This is a genomic window from Mesorhizobium sp. M0437, assembly GCF_040321335.1.
Classification (GTDB): domain Bacteria; phylum Pseudomonadota; class Alphaproteobacteria; order Rhizobiales; family Rhizobiaceae; genus Mesorhizobium.
Genome location: NZ_JAMYRK010000012.1, coordinates 88,096 through 109,527 on the forward strand (window position 1 = coordinate 88,096; position 21,432 = coordinate 109,527).

A 21,432-nucleotide genomic window follows, 5' to 3' on the forward strand; every position below is an offset into this window, starting at 1 on the left:
GGACGACGCCCGCCAGGGCACGAGCCCTAGATTCGGGCGATCGCGAACAACCAGGCCAGGAGATCCAGCAACCACAGAAACAGTGCAAGCTGCAGCGCGACGCGCAGGCGTTGGATGATCCGCCAATTGCTGGCCATGTCGGATTTGATGCGCAGCGCAAGCGCTCGGTGCATCCCGTCCAGGGTTGCGGGAGGGTGCTGATCGACGAAGTCCTGGAGCAGCTTCTCTGGATCGAAACGGAACGTATAGTTATAATACGGCCACACCATAATCGCGACCAGCAGCCCGATAAGAAAAAGCAATATCAGCGCCAGCCAGTCCCAAGGCCCCACGCCATCCAGGAGCGCCCTGCCTCCGAGGAGAGAACTCGCGAACGCGGTTGCGAAGATCAGATTGCCGGCGCGCGTATTGAGACTTTCAACCACGCCCTGCTGGTGCTGGAGGCCACGCACCGCCTCCGCATAGACAAATGCCAGGCGGGGGTCGCCGCCGTCCGTCGCAGCAGGCGGGGCGTTGCTGTCATTGGTTGATGAAGGGCGCTCCGGCATCAAATGTACTTAGCACGGCGCCGCCTGCGATATGAGAGGGTGTTTTGGTGGACGGGAATAGCATCAATCCGACGCTGTCGTTTCAGGCGCTGCGGCAAACAATGCGGCCAGCGTCGCAGGTCCGCCCTGGAGAACATTCAGGTCGACGTCGCCGCTGATGCCGTCGACGCGGCCCCGGTTGTGATACTGCCAGTAGATCCAGTTGTCATGGCCCGGCCGCAGCGCCAGTGAACGCAGCCAGCGCGGGCGGCTGGCTAGCTGCCCGGCATAGGCTTGCGCCACCTCGTCGGTCACATAGAGGATCGCCGTCTTGCCGAACGCCGCCTCGACCGGGCCGAGGAAGGCGGAGAGTTCGGCGCTCAGCTGTTCGGGAGTTGGCCGCTGCGGGCAATTGCCGCCGAACTCGATGTCTACCACCGGCGGCAGCAAAGGCTGATTGTGCGGCACCACCGAGATGAAGTTGCGTGCCTGATCCGCACCCGATCTGCAGAAGGTGAAGAAATGATAGGCACCGACGGCAAGACCGGCGGCGCGGGCCGCGCGCAAATTGGCGGCGAAGGCATCGTCGACATGATCGCCGCCTTCCGTCGCCTTGATCACGGCGAAGGCGACATCGTCGGCGGCAACACGCCGCCAGTCGATCTGCCGCTGATGATGGGAGACGTCGATGCCCCTGACCGGATATTTGCGGCGGTCCGGAGAAAACGTCTGGAAGTAGGTATAGCCGCCGGCCAGAACGAGGCCCGCCACGAGCAGACCGGCCGCGCCCCATAAGACGATCCGGTTTTTCAAACGAGACCTATCCCTTTTGGTCCGCCCCGCCCGCCGCTAAGGCTCCGGGCGTTCGTCGCTCGAAAAGCCAAATCGCTGGCTTTTCCTCCGCTTCGCGGACCGCTCCTCACCCTCGCTCCTTCAGCAGCCGGCCCTTCTCGCGCGACCAGTCGCGCTGCTTTTCGGTCTCGCGCTTGTCGTGCAGCTTCTTGCCGCGGCCAACGGCGAGCAGCAGCTTGGCACGGCCTTGGTCGTTGAAGTAGATCTTCAGCGGCACCAGCGTCATGCCTTCGCGGTCGACGCTTTGCGCCAGCTTTGCCATCTCGCGCTTGTTGAGCAGCAGTTTGCGGCGGCGGCGCGGCTCATGGTTGAAGCGGTTGGCCTGCAGATACTCCGGCAAATAAGAGTTGATCAGCCAGATCTCGCCGCCCTCGACCGAGGCGTAGCTGTCCTGGATATTGGCCTGGCCCTGGCGCAGCGATTTCACTTCCGTACCGGTCAGCACCAGGCCGGCCTCGATCGTGTCGAGCACCTCATAGGAAAACCGCGCCTTGCGGTTTTCCGCAACGGTCTTGTTGTTGGGATCGGCTTTTCTGACTTGATTCATGATGCGGAGAGGTGGCGCCTCATCCCTAGTTTATCAAGCCGGCGTGCTTCATCGCCGCGTCGATCTTCTCGGCGGTCGACGGCTCGACCGTCATTAGCGGCGAGCGCAGCACGTTCTCGACCTTGCCCAGCTTCGACAGCGCATATTTCGCGCCGGAAACGCCGGGCTCCATGAAAATCGCCTTGTGCAGCGGCAACAGACGGTCCTGCAGGTCGAGCGCCTTGGCGCTGTCGCCGGAAAGCGTTGCCTCCTGGAATTCAGCGCAAAGCCTGGGTGCGACATTTGCCGTCACAGAAATACAGCCGACGCCGCCATGCGCGTTGAAGCCGAGCGCCGAGGCGTCTTCGCCGGAGAGCTGGATGAAATCCTTGCCACAGGTGGCGCGCTGCTCCGAAACCCGCTCGACCTTGCCGGTGGCATCCTTGACGCCGACGATGTTCTTGAAGTCATGCACCAACTGGCCCATCGTCTCGGGGCTCATGTCGACCACCGAGCGCGGCGGAATGTTGTAGATGATGATCGGCAGACTGGTTGCCTTGGCGACGGCGGCGAAATGCGCATAGAGGCCGCGCTGTGTCGGTCTGTTGTAATAGGGCGTGACGACAAGGGCCGCGTCGGCACCCGCCTTCTCGGCATACTGGACCAGGCCGACCGCCTCTTCGGTGTTGTTGGAGCCGGCGCCGGCGACGACCGGAACCCGGCCCTTGGCGACCTCGATGCAAACCTTGACGACTTGGCGGTGCTCGTCATGCGACAGCGTCGGCGACTCGCCGGTGGTGCCGACCGGGACCACGCCCGTCGTGCCTTCGGCGATCTGCCAGGTGATGAACGCGCGAAAGGCTTTCTCGTCGAAACGGCCGCTCTTTTCGAACGGTGTGACGAGCGCGGTCAGCGAGCCTCTTAGCATGTCGTCCAACTCCTTGGGACTAGCGCATGACCCCGAAAATCGCAGTCGATTTCGGAAAGGGTTATGCGCCAAATTTAAATTGCTACAACGTCCTTTGCGCGTCTGAGAAGACCCGCGGCGCTGTAGGTGTTTGTCGTGCGCGCCTTCTAGCCGAAAGCGAAGCGGCGCACCATAGTCTCGACATTGTTGCGCGGCAAGCATTGCGCCAGCAATTGCAATTCGAACGACCTCGATAAGGTTTTCTTTACGGGCCCTTCATCACAGACGAATAGGCTGCAGTTCATCTGTGCCAGTGGTAGCATCGAAGAATTGGAAATGACCAAATCCATGCCGACCAGGCGGCCTCATCTTTTCGCGCTTCTCGGCGCGATCGTTGTGCTGGTCCCCGGCGCGGCGATCGGCGGCAGCGTCGATGGGCAGGTCACGTCGGCGATCCCGATGACGGAGCCGCAGAACGATGCACTGCAGCAGTCCCCTTCGCCATCCGCCAGCGTCGCGGCGCTGAAGAGCGGTCTCGATGCGCTTGCGGCAAACGACATTCAGCGCGCGCGCCAGGTGCGCGAAGCGCTGCCGGCCAAATCGCTCGATCGGCACATCCTTGCCTGGGCGATTGCGCTCTATGGCGGCGACCAGGTGCCGAGCGGCGACATCGCCGATGCCGCGAAGATGCTGCCGAACTGGCCGGGCACGATCGCCTTGCGCAAGAACAGCGAGCGCGCGCTCTATCGCGAGAACCCCGCGCCACAGGTCGTGGTGCGGGCGTTCGACGGCAGCCAGCCGCTGACCTTCGAGGGCGTGGTGATCCTTGCGCGCTCCTATGTAGCGCTAGGCAATACCAAGGCGGCGCGCTCGGTGCTGTCGCCATTCTGGCGCACCGAAAAGCTCGAAGCCGGGGACGAGGCGGCGGTCATCCGCGAGTTCGGCGCGCTGATCCCGGCCGCCGACCATCGCTTCCGCATGGAGCGCATGTTTTATGCCGACCGGGTCGCTTCGGCGCTACGCGTCGCCGGTCTCGCCGGCGCCCAGCAATTGGCCGACGCCTGGGCGGCGGTCAGCAAGGGCGACAAGAACGCGGCCAAGCTGCTGAAGGCGGTGCCGGCAGCGCAGCGGGCGGTCGGCTATCTCTTTGCCGAAGCCGAATATCTGCGCAAGCAACAGAAATTTTCCGACGCAGCCGCGCTGGTGATGAAGGCGCCGGGCGATCGTGACGCTCTGGTCGATGCGGACGCCTGGTGGGTCGAACGCCGGGTGCTGTCGCGCGAGCTGGTCGACCAGGGCGACATGAAGACCGCCTACAGAATAGTCGCCGCGCATGCCGCCGAAAGTCCCGCCAATGCCGCCGAGGCGGAATTCCATGCAGGCTGGTACGCGTTGCGCGGCCTCAACGACCCGAGCACCGCCGCCAAGCATTTTGCGCAAATCGCGGAGCTCGCCCAAGGGCCGATGTCGCTGTCGCGCGCCTATTACTGGCTCGGCCGTGCCGCCGAAGTCGGCGGGCCCGGCAATGCCAAGGATTTTTTCAGCCGTGCCGCTAGCTACGGCACGACCTTTTACGGCCAGCTCGCCGGCGAGCGTGTCGGCCGGCAGACCCTCAATATCGTCTACCCCCAGCCAAGTGCCGCCGACCGCCGGAATTTTACCACCCGCGAGGCGGCCAGCGCCATCGAGCGGCTGCAGCAGGCAGGCTATGACCGCTATGCCGAAACCCTCTACCGCGACCTTGCCGGGCAGCTGAACAGCCCCGGCGAACTGGCGCTGCTTGCGGTGTTGGCGGAAAGACAAGGCAACCATTTCATGGCGCTGAAGGTCGGCAAGATCGCCGGCGCCCGCGGCATCGACGTAGGCGCGCTGTCGCATCCGCTCGGCGTCATTCCCGACACCGCCAACGTCTCCGGCTCGGGCAAGGCGCTGGCCTATGCGATTGCCCGGCAGGAAAGCGAGTTCAACATCGGCGCCGTCTCCAGCGCCGGCGCGCGCGGACTGCTGCAGCTGATGCCAGGCACGGCCAAGCAATTGGCGAAGAAGGCCGGCATGACTTTCTCGCAGGCGCGGCTGACCACCGATGCCGGCTACAATGCAACGCTGGGCGCCGCCTTTCTGGGCGAGCAGCTCGGCCGTTTCGACGGCTCCTACGTGCTGACCTTCGCCGGCTACAATGCCGGCCCCGCCCGCGCCGCCCAGTGGGTGGCGAAATACGGCGACCCGCGCGGCGAGGACGTCGATGCAGTCGTCGACTGGATCGAGCGGATTCCCTATACGGAAACAAGAAGTTACGTTCAGCGCGTGATGGAGAATTACGAGGTCTACAAGATGCGTATCTCCGGCAAATATGACATTGTCGGGGACTTGGTGAACGGCCGGGGGTGACGACCGGGCTTCAAACCGAGTCAGGCTACGAAGAAACGCGAATTTGTCGGCCACGGCGTATTTTGTTCTTGCTTTGTGCCGGCAGCTATGCTACTAATTTCGGTATGGTGCTAATTGGCTCCAACGACCCGCCCACCGAGGCGGTTTTTTTGTTTCTGGCTATGAAGGTTCCGGACGTGGAGTTGGCGGGACAGCGGCCCGCTCTGTCCTGCCCTCCTTGCCAATCACCAGACATCCCCCCTCAAGGGGCAGGGCAATCGCATTTGGATTCTTACGAAGATGGACCCCCACCCTAACCCTCCCCACAAGGGGGAGGGAACGCTGCCGCCCGCCCTTACTTCCCCTTTTGGCGCCGAAAGGCAGGCAATTTGCCGAGGTCAGCGCCAACGGAAGTCTCCCTCCCCTTGTGGGGAGGGGTTAGGGGTGGGGGTCCGTCGTAGAGCGAAAGCCTCGGCTTTCCATCTGCGATAGCCCTGCCCCCAAGTGGGAGATCGGCAGCTTCGGGGACAGTGCCTTTCTGCATCCTACGAAACCTGGCGAAAGCGACGATGGCAGCCAATCTTCCCGTTGAGGGACCTCCAACGCCGGCGCCTTCCCTATTTTGACCTTACCTGCCCCTCGCCTGTAGCAGTCGAAGCGATCCGGCGGTGAGAGGAACGGAGTCTACATGCCAATCGAGCAGGGTTTTTCCGATTTCTTCTACGCCGCGCCGGACGGGCTGTGCCTGCACGCCCGCATCTACGGCGAAGCGAATTCCGGCCGCTGGCCAGTCGTTTGCCTGCCCGGCCTGACCCGCAATTGCCGTGACTTTCACGAATTGGCGCTTTATCTGTCGGCGCAGGCGAAGCGCAACGTCGTCGCCTTCGACTATCGCGGGCGCGGGCAGTCCGCCTACGATGCCGATATCGGCCATTACAATGTCGGTATCGAAGCGGGCGATATTCTCGCCGGGCTGGCGGCGCTGAGCATCGAGGAGGCTGCCTTCATTGGGACGTCGCGCGGCGGACTGATCATCCATGTGCTCGGGGCGATGCGGCCGGCCGTGCTGAAGGCCATCGTCTTCAACGACATCGGCCCGGTGATCGAGGCGCAAGGTCTCGCCCATATCCGCTCCTATCTCGATCCCGCGCCAAGGCCAACGGCGTACGCGGAGGTGGTCCGCGGCCTGCGCGGCACCCATGGCGCGGATTTTTCGACGCTGACCGATGCGGATTGGGAGCGGATGGCATCAGCCCTCTACCGCGAGACCGAGGAGGGATTTCTGCCCGATTTCGATCCGAAACTGGTCGAGACGCTGGCGGGGCTCGATCCCAGCCGGCCGCTGCCCGATCTTTGGCCACAGTTCGACGCGCTGGCGGCCATCCCGATGCTCGTCATACGCGGCGCCAACTCGAAGCTGCTGTCCGCCGAAACGCTCGAGCAGATGCGGACGCGCCATACCGATATCGAGACGATCACTGCCGATGGCCAGGGGCATGCACCGTTTTTGGACTCCGGGATCCTGCCGGGCAGGATCGCTGGTTTTCTTGACCGGGCGGAGCAGCGGGGTGGTTAGAAGTAAAGCTCGACCGAGCGAAGTAATTCACGCGCAGGTTTTGCGTCGGTCAAAGCATTCCGGCGGCCGTTGACAGTTCCGTTGGAATTAGCGGTGTAATAATTTTCTCGATGTCGGCGCTGCCCCTCATCCGCCTGCCGGCATTTCTCCCGTATGGCGACGGGGAGAAGGGAGGTATCTGCAACGCTGGGGATTAGCGAAATCTTTCGCAAGAGCGCATTTCTCCCCGTCGCTATTCGGGGAGAAATGCCCGGCAGGGCAATGAGGGGCAGCGCAACCCTGAGCGGCTGGCTGATACCTCACGTCAGATCCGTCAGGATTTGGCGCTTCTCTTCGCTGGCTTTGGGGCCTTGCTTGCGGCCGGCTCGCTTTTTGGCCCTCGCCTTGCCGGAGGTGGAGCAGACAAAGCACCTGCGCCGCCACTGTCCGCGCCACTGCACCGCGGCGTCTCCAGCACAGTGACGCAGCCATCGAGGTCGTTGGTGGCCAGATGCGCGTAGCGCATGGTCATCGACAGCGTCTGGTGGCCGAGCCACATCTGCACACGCCTGATATCGATGCCGCCCTGGACGAGACGCGAGGCACAAGTATGGCGCAATATATGCGGCACGACCTGATCGTCGGCGCCAAGCCCGACTTCGGCCTTGGCATCGTTCCAGATGGCGCGAAACTGCGCCTGGCTGAGCTTGGTGAACGGGCCTTTGGGCCGGCGGCCCTCGGTGGCCGGCAGCTTGATCACCTCTTTTACCCGCTCGGTCATCGGAATGGTGCGGCTGCGGCCGGATTTGGTGATCCAGAAACTGACGCGGTGCTCCTGGATATCGTTCCAGATCAAACCCAGCGCTTCGCCGAGGCGGCAACCGGTGTCGACGAGAAAGACGGAAAGCCGATAAGCGTCCTCGCTGCGGCTCTTGATGGCAGCGAACAGCCGGGCCTCCTCGTCCCTTTCGAGGAAACGAATCCGTCCCGCCCGCTCCTTCTGGCGGCGGAACTCGGGCAGGCTGTGGATATCTCCCATCTTGTGAGCCTTGCGCAGCAGTTTGCTGAGGGCAGCCATCTTCCGATTGATGGTTGCGTTGCTGTTGCCGCGCTGGCGCAAGGTGCCGATAAGATTGTCGAGGGTGCTTTGGTCAAAGGCGCTGAAACGCTCCCCAAGGAGGATCTCGTCTATTTCGCCGATGAAGGAGCTGACATTGTATTTATGCCGCCCGTCATCCCAAAGTATATCCCGGTATGCTGAAAAAAGTTCTCCGATCCTATGCGACTTTACTTCTCGTATCTTGTTGTAACTGTATTTTATCTTTGCAGTTTGAGAAGAAAACATCGAAAAATGATCAGAGGTTCCTCCCTCTTGAATCGCATCGTTCGTCATTATTCGCCACACCCCCGAGTGGATAGGCCTAGACCTACCTGCTTGGCGGTGCCCTTTCAAGAGTTTTAAGCGCTGCGGCCGATCTCATCCACCACTGGCGGATCCCAACGACATCGTTCCACAACCCTGTTCAGCTACCGAACCCCCTTTTCCTTCTGTTTGCTACCAGTCGCGAAAACACAAACAGCCCGGGCGTTAAAGCGCCCGGGCTGGATTTCACTTGCCTTAAGTCCAGCCCTTAGAACGAGCGCTGGAAGCGGAGGAAGCCGCCAACGGCGTTTTTCTTGTCCGCCGGGATGCCGGTCCAGTTGTATTCATAGCCAGGCAGCGAGTCGCTATCGATGTGGTGGCTGTTATGAGCCCAGTCCACTTCGGCCGTGATCGTCATGCCGGGAACGATATCGTAGGCGATATTGGCCGCGACGCCAGCTTCCTTGGCTTCGTCATACGACGCCTGCAGGTTGAACGAGGTCTTCTCGTTGATGGTGTAGGTGCCACCACCCCAGACTGCCCAGTTACCGCCCCACTGCTTGTAGAAGTTGCGCGGGAGATTGTCGTCAGAGCCGTAGCCGGCCATCAGGAACAGCGACAGGTTCTGCATCGGCGTCACGTCGAGGCGAACCTTGCCGGCCCATTCTTCCAGGCTGCTGTCATAGGCAACAACACCGCTGATGGAACCCCAGCCCTGCGTGTACTTCACGCCGCCAACGACATACGGAACATAGCTGTCGACCGAGTCGTGACCGAGAGTGATGGCAGTATTGGCGCTGTTAAGGATAAAGCCTTCACCGGTTTCCAACGACGCCACGGCCGAGAAGCCGTTGCCGGCATCGAAGTAGTACTGGACGACATTGGTGTCGAAGCCGCCGTAGGGAACGATCGTATCCTGGATGACGTTGCCGGCGTAGCCGGTGAACGTGTTGAAGGCTGTTTCGTCCTTACCGACGCGAAGACCACCGAGCTGGATCCAGGCGAAATTCAGCGAAACGCCTCTGCTACCAAACCTGGAAAAGTGCTCGTCGAACCCAGGCACGTCTTGATAACCGGTTCCCCAGTTGAAGCGGGTCTCGGTGTAGGTCTTCAAGGTGCCCATCTCGGTTTCCTGGCCGGTGTAGGTCCTCAACGTGAAGCGAGCCTGCTTGTAATAGCCGTCGTTGACGTTGTCTTCACCATCCAAGGCATCCGACAGGTCCTGGTACCTGGCGCCGTCGAACGAGCCAGCCTGGCCCACGGAGATGTCATAGCGGACATAGCCGCCGATGCGCAGGCAGATTTCGGTGCCGGGGATGTAGTAGTAGCCAGCGCCGTAGACGTCGCAGATCTTGACGTATTCAGCGGGTTCCGGCTCGGCGACGACGACGGCGTCGGCGGCGCGCGCACCGGAAACTGCGATCAGTGCCGCAGCGGAGCCGAGAAGAAGGCTCTTGATGTTCATTTTCTGACCTCCAGTCAGAATCGGGACGGAGGTCGGCGAAAAGCAGCTCGTTGGGTTTGTTTTTATTTATATTTCAAATAGATAGGTCCTAAGGCCGTCAGCGAGGCCCTGTCGGCCAAAAACGTTTACTCGCAAAGGCCTTGCCCGAACCGGTCTTGAAATATCGCTCGAGTTGCCGTGCGTTGGCCTCGGTTTCAACCCCGATGTAGGCCTTCAAAGTTACAGGCAGATAGGCCTTGGTCGAAGTCACATAGCCTGATCGATGCGATTCGAAACGGCGCCAAAGGTCGTTGGTCGACCCGACGTAGACATCGCCGTTACGAAGTTGCAGGAAATAGACGTACCACATGGTCCCCCTACGCTACTTCGTAGCTTCGGGCGACACCCTACGCCCAAAATGCGGGTCCGGGTGGCCTGCCACCCGAAGCCCGCAGGGCGTGGGGTGGCGGAGAGGATGGGATTCGAACCCACGAGAAGCTTTTGACCTCTACTCCCTTAGCAGGGGAGCGCCTTCGACCACTCGGCCACCTCTCCGTTGCGCCGGTGGATAAAGAAAAGCGCCGGCACAATCAACAAGCTGACGCTATTATCCTTGAAAAATCGACCCTTCGCCAAAGCGCCGCGCGGCGATGTGGCGATTCTACGGCAATTCCCTGGTTCGCGACTCGGACCATGGTCACATTTCGGGCCGACCATCGCCGGAATCCGCGGTTTGCAACGGCTTGCGAAGGGCCGTTGGTTAACGGGAGCTTTCGGAGTGAGGCCAAATCGTGTCATTTGTGCAACAACGCCGGGGTATAGCGCCAACACAAACCTTTTGCCGGTACGATCGTGGTTGAACGCCGCCGTCTCATGGGTAATGTCGGGTTTGAAGGAGCGGCGCGGTGCGCATCTTTTTCGGTAGTGGGGATGGGGCAGGGAACGCTGTCCTTCAGCAAAGAATACCCAGACCCGTTTTTTAACTTTTGACTGGAGGTCAGAAAATGAATATCAAGAGCCTTCTTCTCGGCTCAGCCGCGGCATTCGTCGCGGTCTCCGGTGCGCGCGCCGCCGACGCTGTTGTGGTCGCCGAGCCGGAACCCGCCGAATACGTCAAGATTTGCGACGTCTACGGCGCCGGCTACTTCTACATCCCCGGCACCGAGACCTGCCTGCGCATCGGCGGCTACGTCCGCTATGACATCGGCATCGGTGACGTCGGCTCATTTGACGGTGCAAAGACTACCGATCAGCAGGACGGCGACTCGCAGGATACCTACTACAAGCACGCCCGCTTCACGCTCAAGACCTGGACCGGCCAGGAAACCGAGCTCGGCACCTTGAAGACCTACACCGAGACACGCTTCAACTGGGGTAACCACAACGATTACCTTGATGACAACTTCAATGGCGGTACGAGCGTTTCGCTGAACTTTGCCTGGGTCCAGCTTGGCGGTCTCCGCGTCGGTAAGGACGAATCGGCGTTCGATACCTTCATCGGCTACGCCGGCAACGTCATCCAGGATACGCTGGTCCCCTACGGCGGCTTCGACACCAACGTCGTCCAGTATTACTTCGATGCCGGAAACGGCTTCTCGGCCGTGGCTTCGTTGGAAACCGGTTCGGGCAGTGCCGCCGCTGATCCTGGCATTTTCCAAGACAGCAACAGCGGCAATGATTCCATCGACAGCTATGTCCCGTATGTTGTCGGCGGTATCAAATACACGCAGGGCTGGGGCTCGATCACCGGTGTCGCCGCCTATGACAGCACCTGGGAAGAGTGGGCCGGTAAGGTTCGCGTCGACGTTACGCCGATACAGAACCTGACACTGTTCATCATGGCCGGCTACGGCTCTGACGACAACATCGACCGCAACTTCTACAAGCAGTGGGGCGGCAACTGGGCAGTCTGGGGTGGTGGCACCTACACCATCAACGAGAAGACCTCGTTCAATCTCCAGGCCTCGGCTGACGATGACAAAAACTACGGCGTCGCTGCGAACATTGCCTACGATATCGTTCCCGGTCTCACGATCACTGCCGAAGTCGATTGGGCCCGCGACGGTCAGTTTGACAAAGCCTACGATCGCAACTGGACCAATGCCGACGACAAGGACAGCGTCGGCGGCATGCTCCGCTTCCAGCGCTCATTCTAACAGTCCGAGCTAGATTGAGATTGAACCCGGCGGGCAACCGCCGGGTTTTTCGTATCGGCGCGACGCAGCTGTCAACTCTCGACGCATAATGCAGGCTGCTGCTGAGCAGCCGATCGCAGGGCTGGTCGAATGCAATGCTCGCTCCGCACGCTTGTTCGTGCAAAAGAAAAACTTGGGCCGATCTGAAGAGCTGGCCTACCGGATCAATGTATCTCGACAGCAAGTCACGATCGACCTCGGCCGATCGGGCGCATCTACTTGTTCAAATTTCAGCCAGATCGCCCAAGGCGTCAATCAGCGGCTGAATTGCGCTCTCATACTTTTTCCAGCGTTTGACGGATGAACTATAGATCGGCTGCCGGACCTGCCAGCGGCTGGGGGTATTGACCGATCCGCTCCTCTCGAAAAAGCGCAGGCAGGAATCGTCCCAAGGCAAGCCGAGATGATCGATGAGACGGCGCGATTGCGTCTCCTGATCCGCAACCAGCGTCTCATAGCGGCTTTCGAAAATACGTCCGGGAAAGACCTTGTCCCAGTGCCGCATCAAGCGATCATATTCGCGGTAGTACAACCCGAGTGTCTCAAGGTCGGCGTTGTAGCCGTGGTCCTTGGTGAAATGCAAGACGAAGCAGGAGACGCAATTGTCGATGGCATCGCGCCGGCAATGAATGATGCGTGCGTTGGGAAAGAGAATTCCAATCACGCCGATAAACTCGAAGTTGTGCGGCATCTTGTCGACAATGCGGGGCGCGGCAGGCGCGTGCTGGCGCAGATAAGACAGGTATTCTTCGGCCAGCGCCCTCGACTGATGCCTCGTCATCGACATAATCGAACTGCGCAGGTCCTCATCCGACAGTATTCTAAAGCCCATCGAGTTCGCTATTCGCCGCAGCTTCGTAAGCTCCCCGGCGCCATGGACATCCGGATGGCTCGCGCAGATCTGCTCGGTCAGCGTCGTCCCCGACCGGGGCATGCCCAGCACAAACACAGGCACTTCAGACGGACTGCCGTGGCCAGCTTTGGCTTCCAATAGTGATGGGCTGAATATCTCGATCATGGAATCGACGCTTCGGCGGTAGTACTCCAGGTCGAAATCGTGACCAGCGGCCTTTTTCGCCCTCTTGAAGTGATCTATCGCCTCTTCATAGCGTTGAAGATCGTTCAGCACTTTGCCTGCCGCGTGGTGGAGCTGCGATGCAGCAACGGGTTCGAGCCTGGGATTGGAGAGTTCGCGCAGGATAGAGTCGAGCTCGGCAGGTTTTTCGGTGAACTTTTGCGTGTCGACCAGGTAATTGTAGGCTGCCCCAACATCGACCCGACGTTCTATTGCCTGATCGAGATAGGCTCTGGCTTCGTCCATGCGGCCGAGGCTGGTGAGCGCACCAGCCAGACCAATCCGGACCATGGGATGGTCGCCGTTGATCTTTAGCGCCTTCTCGTAAAGGGGCAAAGCCATCTCGGCCTTGTCGAAGTTGACGTAGGCACGCGCCAGTCCGCAAAGCGCTTCCACCAGATCGGGTTTCAATTCGCAGGCGCGCTGCAGGTGCCTGATCGCAAGCAAGCTGTCGCCAAGCTTCAGACCGGCCTCTCCCAGGCTAAGGTGGAAATATGGATTCTGAGGCGTCTGGCTTACTGCCCGCGCAAAATATTTGAGAGCCAACTCGTCGTCGATACCGAGCCCCAACGTGCCGAGGATGTAGAGCGAAAGCGGGTGGTTGGGCGTGCGGGCGAGAACGCGATGGCATAATTCCTCCGCCTCCGGGAGCCGCTTGGCTTGCTGAAGTTCGAGCGCCTGTCGCAGCAGCATGTCGTCAGCTTGCGCGCGCGAGGGCGATTTCACTTTCGACGGCTGCAGTTTCGGCGCCGAACGGGACTTTATGTGTTTGGACCAAGCGGGCGGCAGTCGGTTGCTCATCATGTCTCGCTAGCAAAATGGTCCGGGAGAATCCAGCCTGGCCTGAAGGGCTGGCCTATCCTGTCGGGCGCCCTCCTTGTTCAAAGTTCGGCTAGGTCGCCCAAGGCGTCGATCAGCGGCTGGATCTTGCCCTCATAATTTTTCCAGTGCTTGATGGACGAGTTGTAGATCGGCTGCCGGACTTGCCAGCGACTGGCCGTGTTGACCGATCCGCCCTTCTCGAAGAAGCGCAGGCAGGCATCGTCCCAGGGCAATCCAAGATAATCGATCAGACGGCGCGATTGTGCCTCCTGATCCGCAACCAGCGTCTCGTAGCGATTTTCGAAGATGCGTCCTGGAAAAACCTTGTCCCAATGCCGCATCAGACGATCGTATTCACGGTAGTACAGCCCGAGCGTCTGCAGGTCGGCGATGTAGCTGTGTCCCTTGGAGAAATTTAGGAAAAAACATGAGAGGCAATTGTCGATGGCGTCGCGGCGACAGTGAATAATCCGCGCGTTGGGAAAGAGAAGGCCTATGAGACCGATCAGTTCGAAATTCTGGGGCATTTTGTCGACGACGCGAAGTGCGGTCGGCGCACGCTCACGAAGGTAGGACAGGTGCTCCTCGGCCAGGATTTTGGACAGGTCAGGGGTGATCGGCACTATCGATTGGCCCAAAGCCCGTGCCGAAAGCCTGGTGAGGCCGGTAGCATTTGCGGCTCGCCTTAGCTTTTTAAGTTCTCCTGCGCCGTGAACATCCGGGTGGCTCGCGCAAATCTGCTCGGTCAGGGTGGTCCCCGACCGGGGCATTCCCAACACAAACACGGGCACTTCCGATGGGCTTCCATGACCCGCCTTGGTAGCCACCATGTCCGGGTTGAAGAGCTCGATCGTAGAGTCGACCCAGCGGCGATAGGCTTCCAGATCAAACTTATAGCCTGCGGCCTGCTTGCCTTTCTTGAAATGATCTATCGCGTCTTCGTAGCGCCCAAGGTCGTTCAGCACCTTGCCGGCTGCGTGATGAAGTCTCATCGCACTTTCGGGGTCAAGCTTTGGGTAGCCCAGTTCGCGCAGGATGGACTTAAGTTCGGCCGGCTCTTCGGTGAATTTGCGCGTATGCACAAGCTCGTTATAGGCAGCGGGCATCGCGATGCGACGTTCGATCGCTTCTTTCAGATAGACTTCGGCTTCGTCCACGCGACCGAGACCGGTGAGTGCGCTGGCCAGTCCTGTCCGAACGCGAGGATGATCGCGGTTGATCTTGAGCGCTTTCTCGTAAACCGGGACAGCCATGTCAGCCTTGTCGAATTCGACGTAAGCGCGTCCCAACGCGCAAAGCGCTTCCAGCAAATCGGGCTTCAACTTCAATGCTTGCTGAATATGCCTGATTGCGGGCGAATATTCGCTGACTTTTAGATAAACTTCACCCAGACTAAGGTGATAAAAGGGGTTTTGAGGCTCCTCGCCGACGGCTCGGGTCAAATATCGCAGCGCCATTTCATCGTCGAGCCCGATGAATAGCGTGCCCATGATATACGAAGCCAAGGGATGGTTGGGCGTGCGCTCCAGCACGCGACGGCACAGTTCCTCAGCCTCGGCCAACCGCTTGGCCTGCTGCAAGCCATACGCCTGTCGCAGCAGCGCATCGTCGGCCTGCGCGCGCGACGGCGATTTCGCTTTCGGCGGTTGCACGTTCGGCGCCGGGCGGGACTTTATGTGCTTGGACCAAGCGGGTGGCAGTCGGTTGCTCATCATGTCTCGCTAGCAAAATGATCCGGGAGAATCCAGCCTGACGTTCCCGCCTGCCGCGGAACTTGCGCAGGCCAAGCCGGCAGGCTAGCAAGAAGGCCCCCTTTCGAACGAGCCCTATCATGCGCCTGCGCCCTCCCCTTACGCCGCTCATCGACGCGCTTCCCTCCACGGTGCCGTTTGTCGGCCCGGAGGCGCAGGAGCGTGATCGCGGCCGCGCCTTTCGCGCCCGCATCGGCGCCAATGAGAGCAGTTTTGGCCCTTCCCCGCGCGTCATTGCCCGCATGGCTGAGATTGCCGGCGACATGTGGATGTATTGCGACCCCGATAATTACGATTTGAAGGTAGCTGCCGCCGGGCATCTCGGCGTCGTCGCCGAAAACGTCGTCATCGGCGAAGGCATAGACGGGCTGCTCAGCCTGGTGGCGCGCATGTATGTGGCGCCCGGCGACGCGGTGGTGACCTCGCGCGGCGCCTATCCGACCTTCAACTTTCATGTTGCCGGCGTCGGCGGCCGGCTGGTCGCAGTGCCCTACGAGAACGACCGGGAAAACCTCGACGGCCTGCTGGCGGCAGTGGCCAAGGAAAAGGCGCCACTGGTCTACCTGTCCAATCCGGACAATCCGATGGGCAGTTGGTGGGAAGCCGCCGAGCTCAGCCGCCTCATCGAAGCCTTGCCGGAGACCACGATGCTGGTACTCGACGAAGCCTATGGCGAATTAGGGCCAGCCTCAGCGCTGCCACCGATCGATATGGCGCGGCCGAACGTCATCCGCATGCGCACCTTCTCCAAGGCCTATGGGCTGGCCGGCATACGCTGCGGCTATGCGGTGGCCGAGGCCCAGGTGATTCGGGACTTCGAGAAGATCCGCAACCACTATGGCGTCAGCCGCATGGCGCAGATCGCCGGTGTCGAGGCGCTTGCCGATCAGGCCTGGCTGGAGAGCGTGGTGGCGCGGGTCGCCGCCGGCCGTCGACGCATTGCCGCAATAGCCGAAGCGAACGGGCTGAAGCCGCTGGCTTCGGCGACCAATTTCGTCACCATCGACTGCGGCCGCGACGGCGCTTTCGCACTAAAAGTGCTGCAGGCGCTGTTGTCACGCGACGTCTTCATCCGCAAGCCGATGGTGCCGGTTCTCGACCGCTGCATCCGGGTCAGTGTCGGCCTCGACCACGAACTCGACATCTTTGCCGAGGAACTGCCTGGCGCGCTGGCGGCAGCGCGGGGGAACTGAAGAGCCTTCGCCCTATGTGGCTGACCGGCGGCAACGCGGTTGAATTTGCACGGCGATGCGCCAGACTCGACTCAGAGGATGGAGAGCGTGATGACCGACCGGACTGTGCAGGTACGCATTTACGGCAAGGTGCAAGGCGTCAGCTACCGGGTCTGGGCGCGGCGCGAGGCGTCGGCGCTTGGCCTTGCCGGGTGGGTGCGCAACGAAGTTGACGGCTCGGTGACAGCCTTGATTGCAGGGACCGATGCGGCGGTCTTGGCAATGATCGAACGGCTTCGGGAAGGGCCGCCAGGGGCAGCGGTTTCGAAGGTCGATGTCGAAGAGATCGAGGCTCGCGACACGTCGGCCGATTTCAGGATTGTTGCCTAGCAAGACATGGTCCTGCTCATTCGCCGCCATCGCACATGATTCTCGAGGGTGCAGATAGAGCAAATCTGAAGCCATTGCCCTGCCCGGACATGCCTCTTGAATTAATTGAACGTTTGTTTTATTGCTTTGTGAAAGGTGACTTGTCATGGCGCGCACGACCGGTTCCGACGGCGAAAAGACCGAAGCTGCGGTCCGCGAGGCGGCGGTCAGCCTGATTGCGCGTCTCGGCTACGAGGCGATGTCGATGCGCCAGCTGGCGGCCGAGGTCGGCGTCCAGGCAGCGGCGCTGTACCGCTACTTCCCGACCAAGCAGGACCTTCTGTTCATGCTGATGCGTGAGCATATGGAAGGCTTGATCGAGGCGTGGCGCGCAACACGCCCTGTCGGCGCTGATCCGGCAGCGCGGCTTGCCGCTTATGTCGAAAACCACATCGCTTTCCATATCGAACGCCGCCACTCCACCCATGTCTCGAACATGGAGCTGCGCAGCCTGTCGCATGAAAAACTCACGCAGATCCTGCGCATGCGCACGGCCTACGAGAAGGAGCTGCGCGCCATCCTGCGCGACGGCGTCGAAGCGGGGTTATTCAGCATCGAAGACACCGGGCTCACCGCCATGGCGCTGATCCAGATGATGACCGGCGTCATTGTCTGGTTCCGGCCGGGCGAGCGGCTGTCGATCGCCGAAGTCACCGCTACATATCTGGCAATGACAATGCGCCTTGTTGGAGCAAAGAGCGATGGCGCGTCAACGAGCTACGACGCCGCGCCTCTATTCGGGCGCGCAAAGGACGCTCTAGTAACTTGATTTCGCGCATGATCCCGATTTCGGGATCGTGCGCCGGGAGGAACGGCATGTACATGCATACGCTCAACTTCGGGCTTGACGAAGACATCGAGGCGCTGCGCGACCTGGTGCGGCGCTTCGCCCAGGAAAAGATCGCACCGATCGCCGCCGAAATCGACCGCTCGAACGAATTCCCGGCGCATCTGTGGGCGGAGCTCGGTGGGCTCGGCCTGCTCGGCATCACCGCCGATCCCGATTTCGGCGGCACCGGCATGGGCTACCTCGCCCATGTCGTGGCGATGGAGGAGATTTCGCGCGCCTCGGCCTCGGTCGGCCTCTCCTACGGCGCTCATTCCAACCTCTGCGTCAACCAGATCAACCGCTGGGCAACGCAGGCGCAGAAGGAAAAGTATCTGCCTTCGCTCTGCAGCGGCGAAAAAGTCGGCGCACTGGCGATGTCGGAATCGGGTGCCGGCTCTGATGTGGTGTCGCTTCGCCTGCGCGCCGAAAAGCGCAACGATCGGTATGTGCTCAACGGCACCAAAATGTGGATCACCAACGGGCCGGACGCCGAGACGCTGGTCGTCTACGCCAAGACCGATCCGGAACTCAATTCGCGCGGCATCACCGCTTTCATCGTCGAAAAAGCCTTTGCCGGTTTTTCCGTGGCGCAAAAGCTCGACAAGCTCGGCATGCGCGGCTCGAACACCGGCGAGCTGGTGTTCGAGGATGTCGAAGTGCCGTTCGACAATGTGCTGCACGAGGAAGGGCGCGGCGTCGAGGTGCTGATGTCGGGCCTCGACTACGAACGCGCCGTGCTGGCCGGCGGGCCGGTCGGGCTGATGGCAGCGTGCCTCGACGTGGCGATCCCTTACGTGCATGAACGCAGGCAGTTCGGCCAGCCGATCGGCGAATTCCAGCTGGTGCAAGGCAAGCTCGCCGACATGTATGCGACGATGAACGCGGCGCGCGCCTACGTCTATGCCGTAGCCGCCGCCTGCGATCGCGGTGAGACGGCCCGCAAGGATGCTGCCGGCTGTATTCTCTTCGCCGCCGAAAAGGCAACGCTGATGGCGCTCGACGCCATCCAGCTTTTGGGCGGCAACGGCTACATCAACGACTACCCGACCGGCCGGCTTTTGCGCGACGCCAAGCTCTACGAGATCGGCGCCGGCACCAGCGAAATCCGTCGCTGGCTGATCGGACGAGAAATCATGTCCGAGAGCGCCTAATGGCATTCTTTTGAGCTTTTGCCAGAAGCCGCACGATGTGGCATACTTCGGGTAATGTGCCACAATCCAGGCGAGGCGGACCATGGCGGGCAGAACGGGAAGGTCCGGATTTGACGAAGATCCGCAAGCACGGTTCGATGCCGGTGCTCGCCAACCACAGCTTCGTGCTCCGGCGAAACGCGAGCGTGTCAAGCTTGGCGAGGGCGGGCGCTTCGTCATTCCTGCCGCGATGCGCGAGGAGATGGGCGTGAAGCCTGGCGAGGACATGATCCTGCATGTCGAGAACGGCGAGCTGCGGGTAAGATCGTGGCTGCAGAATCTGCGACGCGTCCAGGCCGAATTGTCGGCGCTGAAACAGCCCGGTGAAAGCATCGTCGACGAATTTCTGAAGGAGCGTCGGGAAGAGCAGCGTCGAAGCGACAAGCGTCTCGACCGGCTTCACGCCGAAGGGACAACGGGAAAGCGGGCGAAATGAAGCCCTATGTCATGGACAGTTCGGCGGCGCTCGCAATCCTGCTCAACGAGCAAGGCACCGATAATGCTTTGGGGTTCGCGCCGGATGCACAATGCAGTTCGGTCAATGCGGCCGAAATCATCGCCAAACTGATCGACAAGGGACGCAGCATGGAACAGGCTGCGGACGACCTCGCCAGTCTCGGCATGCCGATCGCCGTTTTCGACGACGCGATGGGCATCGCCGCCGGGCAGCTTCGCCAATTGACGCGGCATCGCGGCTTGTCGCTGGGCGATCGGGCTTGCCTGGCGCTGGCAATTCGCGAGAATGCCATTGCCGTCACCGCTGATCGCGATTGGGGCGACCTCGATGTCGGCTGCAAGATCGAGCTGATCCGGTAGCGCCATGGCCCCCCTCACCTCGCAGATGTCGCCCGCCTCCGATATTTTCCGCGGCAATGCCGAGCGCATGCGGGCGCTGGTCGCCGATATTGCTGAAAAAGCCGCCGCCATCGAGGGCGGTGGCTCGGAAGAGGCGCGTGAGCGGCACGTCTCCCGCGGCAAGCTCCTGCCGCGGCAACGCCTAGCCCAATTGCTCGATACAGGCTCGCCCTTCCTCGAAATTGGCCAGTTCGCGGCATGGTCGATGTATGGCGAGGACATCCCTTCGGCCGGCCTCATCGCCGGCATCGGCCGCGTCGAAGGCACCGAAGTGATGGTCGTCGTCAATGACGCCACGGTGAAGGGCGGTACCTATTATCCACTAACGGTGAAGAAGCATCTGCGTGCACAGGAGATCGCATTGCAGAACAATCTGCCTTGCGTCTATCTGGTCGACAGCGGCGGCGCCAATCTGCCCAACCAGGACGAGGTGTTTCCCGACCGCGATCATTTCGGCCGCATCTTCTACAACCAGGCCAACATGTCGGCCGCCGGCATTCCGCAGATCGCCTGCGTCATGGGTTCGTGCACGGCCGGCGGCGCCTATGTGCCTGCGATGTCGGACGAGACAATCATGGTGCGCAACCAGGCGACCATCTTTCTCGGCGGGCCGCCGCTGGTGAAGGCGGCCACCGGCGAGGACGTCACCGCCGAGGACCTCGGTGGCGCCGACGTGCACACAAGGCTTTCGGGCGTTGCCGACCACTATGCGCTCGACGACGAGCATGCGCTGGCCATATGCCGGCGTATCGTCAAAAACCTGAATCGGAACAAGACTGTAAGCCTTGCCTTACAGAAATCGATTCCGCCGCTTCACGATCCACATGAACTCTACGGCATCGTGCCGACGGATCTGCGCCAGCCCTACGACGTGCGCGAGGTAATCGCCCGCACCGTCGACGGTTCCGAGTTCGATGAGTTCAAGCAGAATTATGGCACCACGCTGGTCACCGGTTTCGCCCATCTCAGCGGCATGCCGGTCGGCATCGTCGCCAACAATGGCGTGCTGTTTTCGGAAAGCGCGCTGAAGGGCACGCATTTCATCGAGCTGTGCTGCCAGCGCAGGATCCCGCTGATTTTCCTGCAGAACATCACCGGCTTCATGGTCGGGCGAAAATACGAGGCCGGCGGCATCGCCAAGGACGGCGCCAAGCTGGTCATGGCGGTCGCAACGGCCAAGGTGCCGAAGGTGACCGTGATCATCGGCGGCTCGTTCGGTGCCGGCAATTACGGCATGTGCGGACGCGCCTATTCGCCACGCTTCCTGTGGATGTGGCCGAATGCCCGCATTTCGGTGATGGGCGGCGAGCAGGCGGCAACGGTGCTGGCCGTGGTCAAGCGCGAAGGCATCGAGCGCAAGGGCGGGGAATGGAGCGCTGAGGAGGAAGCGAAATTCAAGAAGCCGATCCTGATGAAGTACGAGCACGAGGGACACCCGCTCTATTCGTCGGCAAGGCTCTGGGACGACGGCATCATCGACCCGGCCAAGACCCGCGAGGTGCTGGCGCTCAGCCTTTCGGCTGCGCTCAACGCCGAGATCGAGGAGACAAAATTCGGCGTGTTCAGGATGTGA

At 61.2% G+C, this 21,432-nt stretch carries 19 protein-coding genes and 1 tRNA gene; 10 read left to right on the forward strand and 10 right to left on the reverse strand.

Annotation, left to right across the window (positions count from 1 at the left end; translation table 11 throughout):
- Positions 1-26 precede the first annotated feature (26 nt).
- From NKI72_RS10545 to dapA, 4 genes are all read right to left on the reverse strand, one after another.
- On the reverse strand, positions 27-548 hold the full coding sequence (locus NKI72_RS10545; protein WP_352471043.1) for a hypothetical protein: 522 nt from the start codon (positions 546-548) through the stop codon (positions 27-29).
- A 63-nt stretch (positions 549-611) separates the two neighbouring features.
- Positions 612-1,340, reverse strand: a complete 729-nt coding sequence (locus NKI72_RS10550) for a GH25 family lysozyme (protein ID WP_352471042.1) — start codon at positions 1,338-1,340, stop codon at positions 612-614.
- A 106-nt stretch (positions 1,341-1,446) separates the two neighbouring features.
- Positions 1,447-1,926 (reverse strand): SsrA-binding protein SmpB, encoded by a 480-nt coding sequence (smpB, locus tag NKI72_RS10555; RefSeq protein WP_023768487.1) that lies wholly within the window; start codon positions 1,924-1,926, stop codon positions 1,447-1,449.
- Between the two features lie 25 nt (positions 1,927-1,951).
- Entirely contained in the window at positions 1,952-2,833 is an 882-nt protein-coding gene (gene dapA / locus NKI72_RS10560) for a 4-hydroxy-tetrahydrodipicolinate synthase (RefSeq protein WP_352540767.1), read from the reverse strand.
- 327 nt (positions 2,834-3,160) lie between these two features.
- Between dapA and NKI72_RS10565 the strand changes: the two genes are divergently transcribed.
- Complete coding sequence (locus tag NKI72_RS10565) at positions 3,161-5,200, forward strand: lytic transglycosylase domain-containing protein (RefSeq protein ID WP_352833250.1); 2,040 nt, start codon at positions 3,161-3,163, stop codon at positions 5,198-5,200.
- Between the two features lie 667 nt (positions 5,201-5,867).
- The gene (locus NKI72_RS10570; protein ID WP_352850112.1) at positions 5,868-6,755 is read left to right on the forward strand and encodes an alpha/beta fold hydrolase; all 888 of its coding nucleotides are present in this window, start codon (positions 5,868-5,870) and stop codon (positions 6,753-6,755) included.
- A 313-nt stretch (positions 6,756-7,068) separates the two neighbouring features.
- On the opposite strand, the gene NKI72_RS10575 is transcribed toward NKI72_RS10570, so the two are convergent.
- The 4 genes from NKI72_RS10575 to NKI72_RS10590 all read right to left on the reverse strand — a co-directional run bounded on the left by NKI72_RS10575 (position 7,069) and on the right by NKI72_RS10590 (position 10,096).
- Entirely contained in the window at positions 7,069-8,127 is a 1,059-nt protein-coding gene (locus NKI72_RS10575; protein ID WP_352850113.1) for a tyrosine-type recombinase/integrase, read from the reverse strand.
- Between the two features lie 238 nt (positions 8,128-8,365).
- Positions 8,366-9,562, reverse strand: coding sequence for a porin (locus NKI72_RS10580; RefSeq protein WP_352833207.1), 1,197 nt, complete (start codon positions 9,560-9,562; stop codon positions 8,366-8,368).
- Between the two features lie 97 nt (positions 9,563-9,659).
- Complete coding sequence (locus NKI72_RS10585; protein ID WP_352850114.1) at positions 9,660-9,911, reverse strand: GIY-YIG nuclease family protein; 252 nt, start codon at positions 9,909-9,911, stop codon at positions 9,660-9,662.
- Between the two features lie 94 nt (positions 9,912-10,005).
- Positions 10,006-10,096 (reverse strand) — tRNA-Ser (locus NKI72_RS10590).
- Between the two features lie 449 nt (positions 10,097-10,545).
- Here NKI72_RS10590 and NKI72_RS10595 point away from each other — a divergent pair.
- The gene (locus tag NKI72_RS10595) at positions 10,546-11,697 is read left to right on the forward strand and encodes a porin (protein ID WP_352616846.1); all 1,152 of its coding nucleotides are present in this window, start codon (positions 10,546-10,548) and stop codon (positions 11,695-11,697) included.
- A 262-nt stretch (positions 11,698-11,959) separates the two neighbouring features.
- On the opposite strand, the gene NKI72_RS10600 is transcribed toward NKI72_RS10595, so the two are convergent.
- Both NKI72_RS10600 and NKI72_RS10605 read right to left on the reverse strand, forming a co-directional pair.
- Entirely contained in the window at positions 11,960-13,612 is a 1,653-nt protein-coding gene (locus NKI72_RS10600; protein ID WP_352850116.1) for a tetratricopeptide repeat-containing sulfotransferase family protein, read from the reverse strand.
- Between the two features lie 80 nt (positions 13,613-13,692).
- Positions 13,693-15,345 (reverse strand): tetratricopeptide repeat-containing sulfotransferase family protein, encoded by a 1,653-nt coding sequence (locus NKI72_RS10605; RefSeq protein ID WP_352850118.1) that lies wholly within the window; start codon positions 15,343-15,345, stop codon positions 13,693-13,695.
- A gap of 119 nt (positions 15,346-15,464) precedes the next feature.
- Between NKI72_RS10605 and NKI72_RS10610 the strand changes: the two genes are divergently transcribed.
- The 7 genes from NKI72_RS10610 (at position 15,465) to NKI72_RS10640 (ending at position 21,432) form a co-directional block, all read left to right on the forward strand.
- Positions 15,465-16,577, forward strand: a complete 1,113-nt coding sequence (locus NKI72_RS10610; RefSeq protein WP_352850120.1) for a pyridoxal phosphate-dependent aminotransferase — start codon at positions 15,465-15,467, stop codon at positions 16,575-16,577.
- Positions 16,578-16,667: 90 nt separating this feature from the next.
- Complete coding sequence (locus NKI72_RS10615) at positions 16,668-16,946, forward strand: acylphosphatase (RefSeq protein ID WP_352850121.1); 279 nt, start codon at positions 16,668-16,670, stop codon at positions 16,944-16,946.
- A gap of 145 nt (positions 16,947-17,091) precedes the next feature.
- Positions 17,092-17,754, forward strand: coding sequence for a TetR/AcrR family transcriptional regulator (locus NKI72_RS10620; protein ID WP_352850122.1), 663 nt, complete (start codon positions 17,092-17,094; stop codon positions 17,752-17,754).
- A 47-nt stretch (positions 17,755-17,801) separates the two neighbouring features.
- Positions 17,802-18,965, forward strand: a complete 1,164-nt coding sequence (locus NKI72_RS10625) for an isovaleryl-CoA dehydrogenase (protein WP_352850124.1) — start codon at positions 17,802-17,804, stop codon at positions 18,963-18,965.
- A gap of 82 nt (positions 18,966-19,047) precedes the next feature.
- Positions 19,048-19,440 (forward strand): AbrB/MazE/SpoVT family DNA-binding domain-containing protein, encoded by a 393-nt coding sequence (locus tag NKI72_RS10630; protein ID WP_352833191.1) that lies wholly within the window; start codon positions 19,048-19,050, stop codon positions 19,438-19,440.
- Positions 19,437-19,820: a type II toxin-antitoxin system VapC family toxin gene (locus tag NKI72_RS10635; protein ID WP_023677795.1), complete on the forward strand. Its 384-nt coding sequence runs from the start codon at positions 19,437-19,439 to the stop codon at positions 19,818-19,820. Before NKI72_RS10630 ends, NKI72_RS10635 begins: the two co-directional genes overlap by 4 nt.
- Positions 19,821-19,824: 4 nt before the next feature.
- Entirely contained in the window at positions 19,825-21,432 is a 1,608-nt protein-coding gene (locus NKI72_RS10640; protein ID WP_352833188.1) for a carboxyl transferase domain-containing protein, read from the forward strand.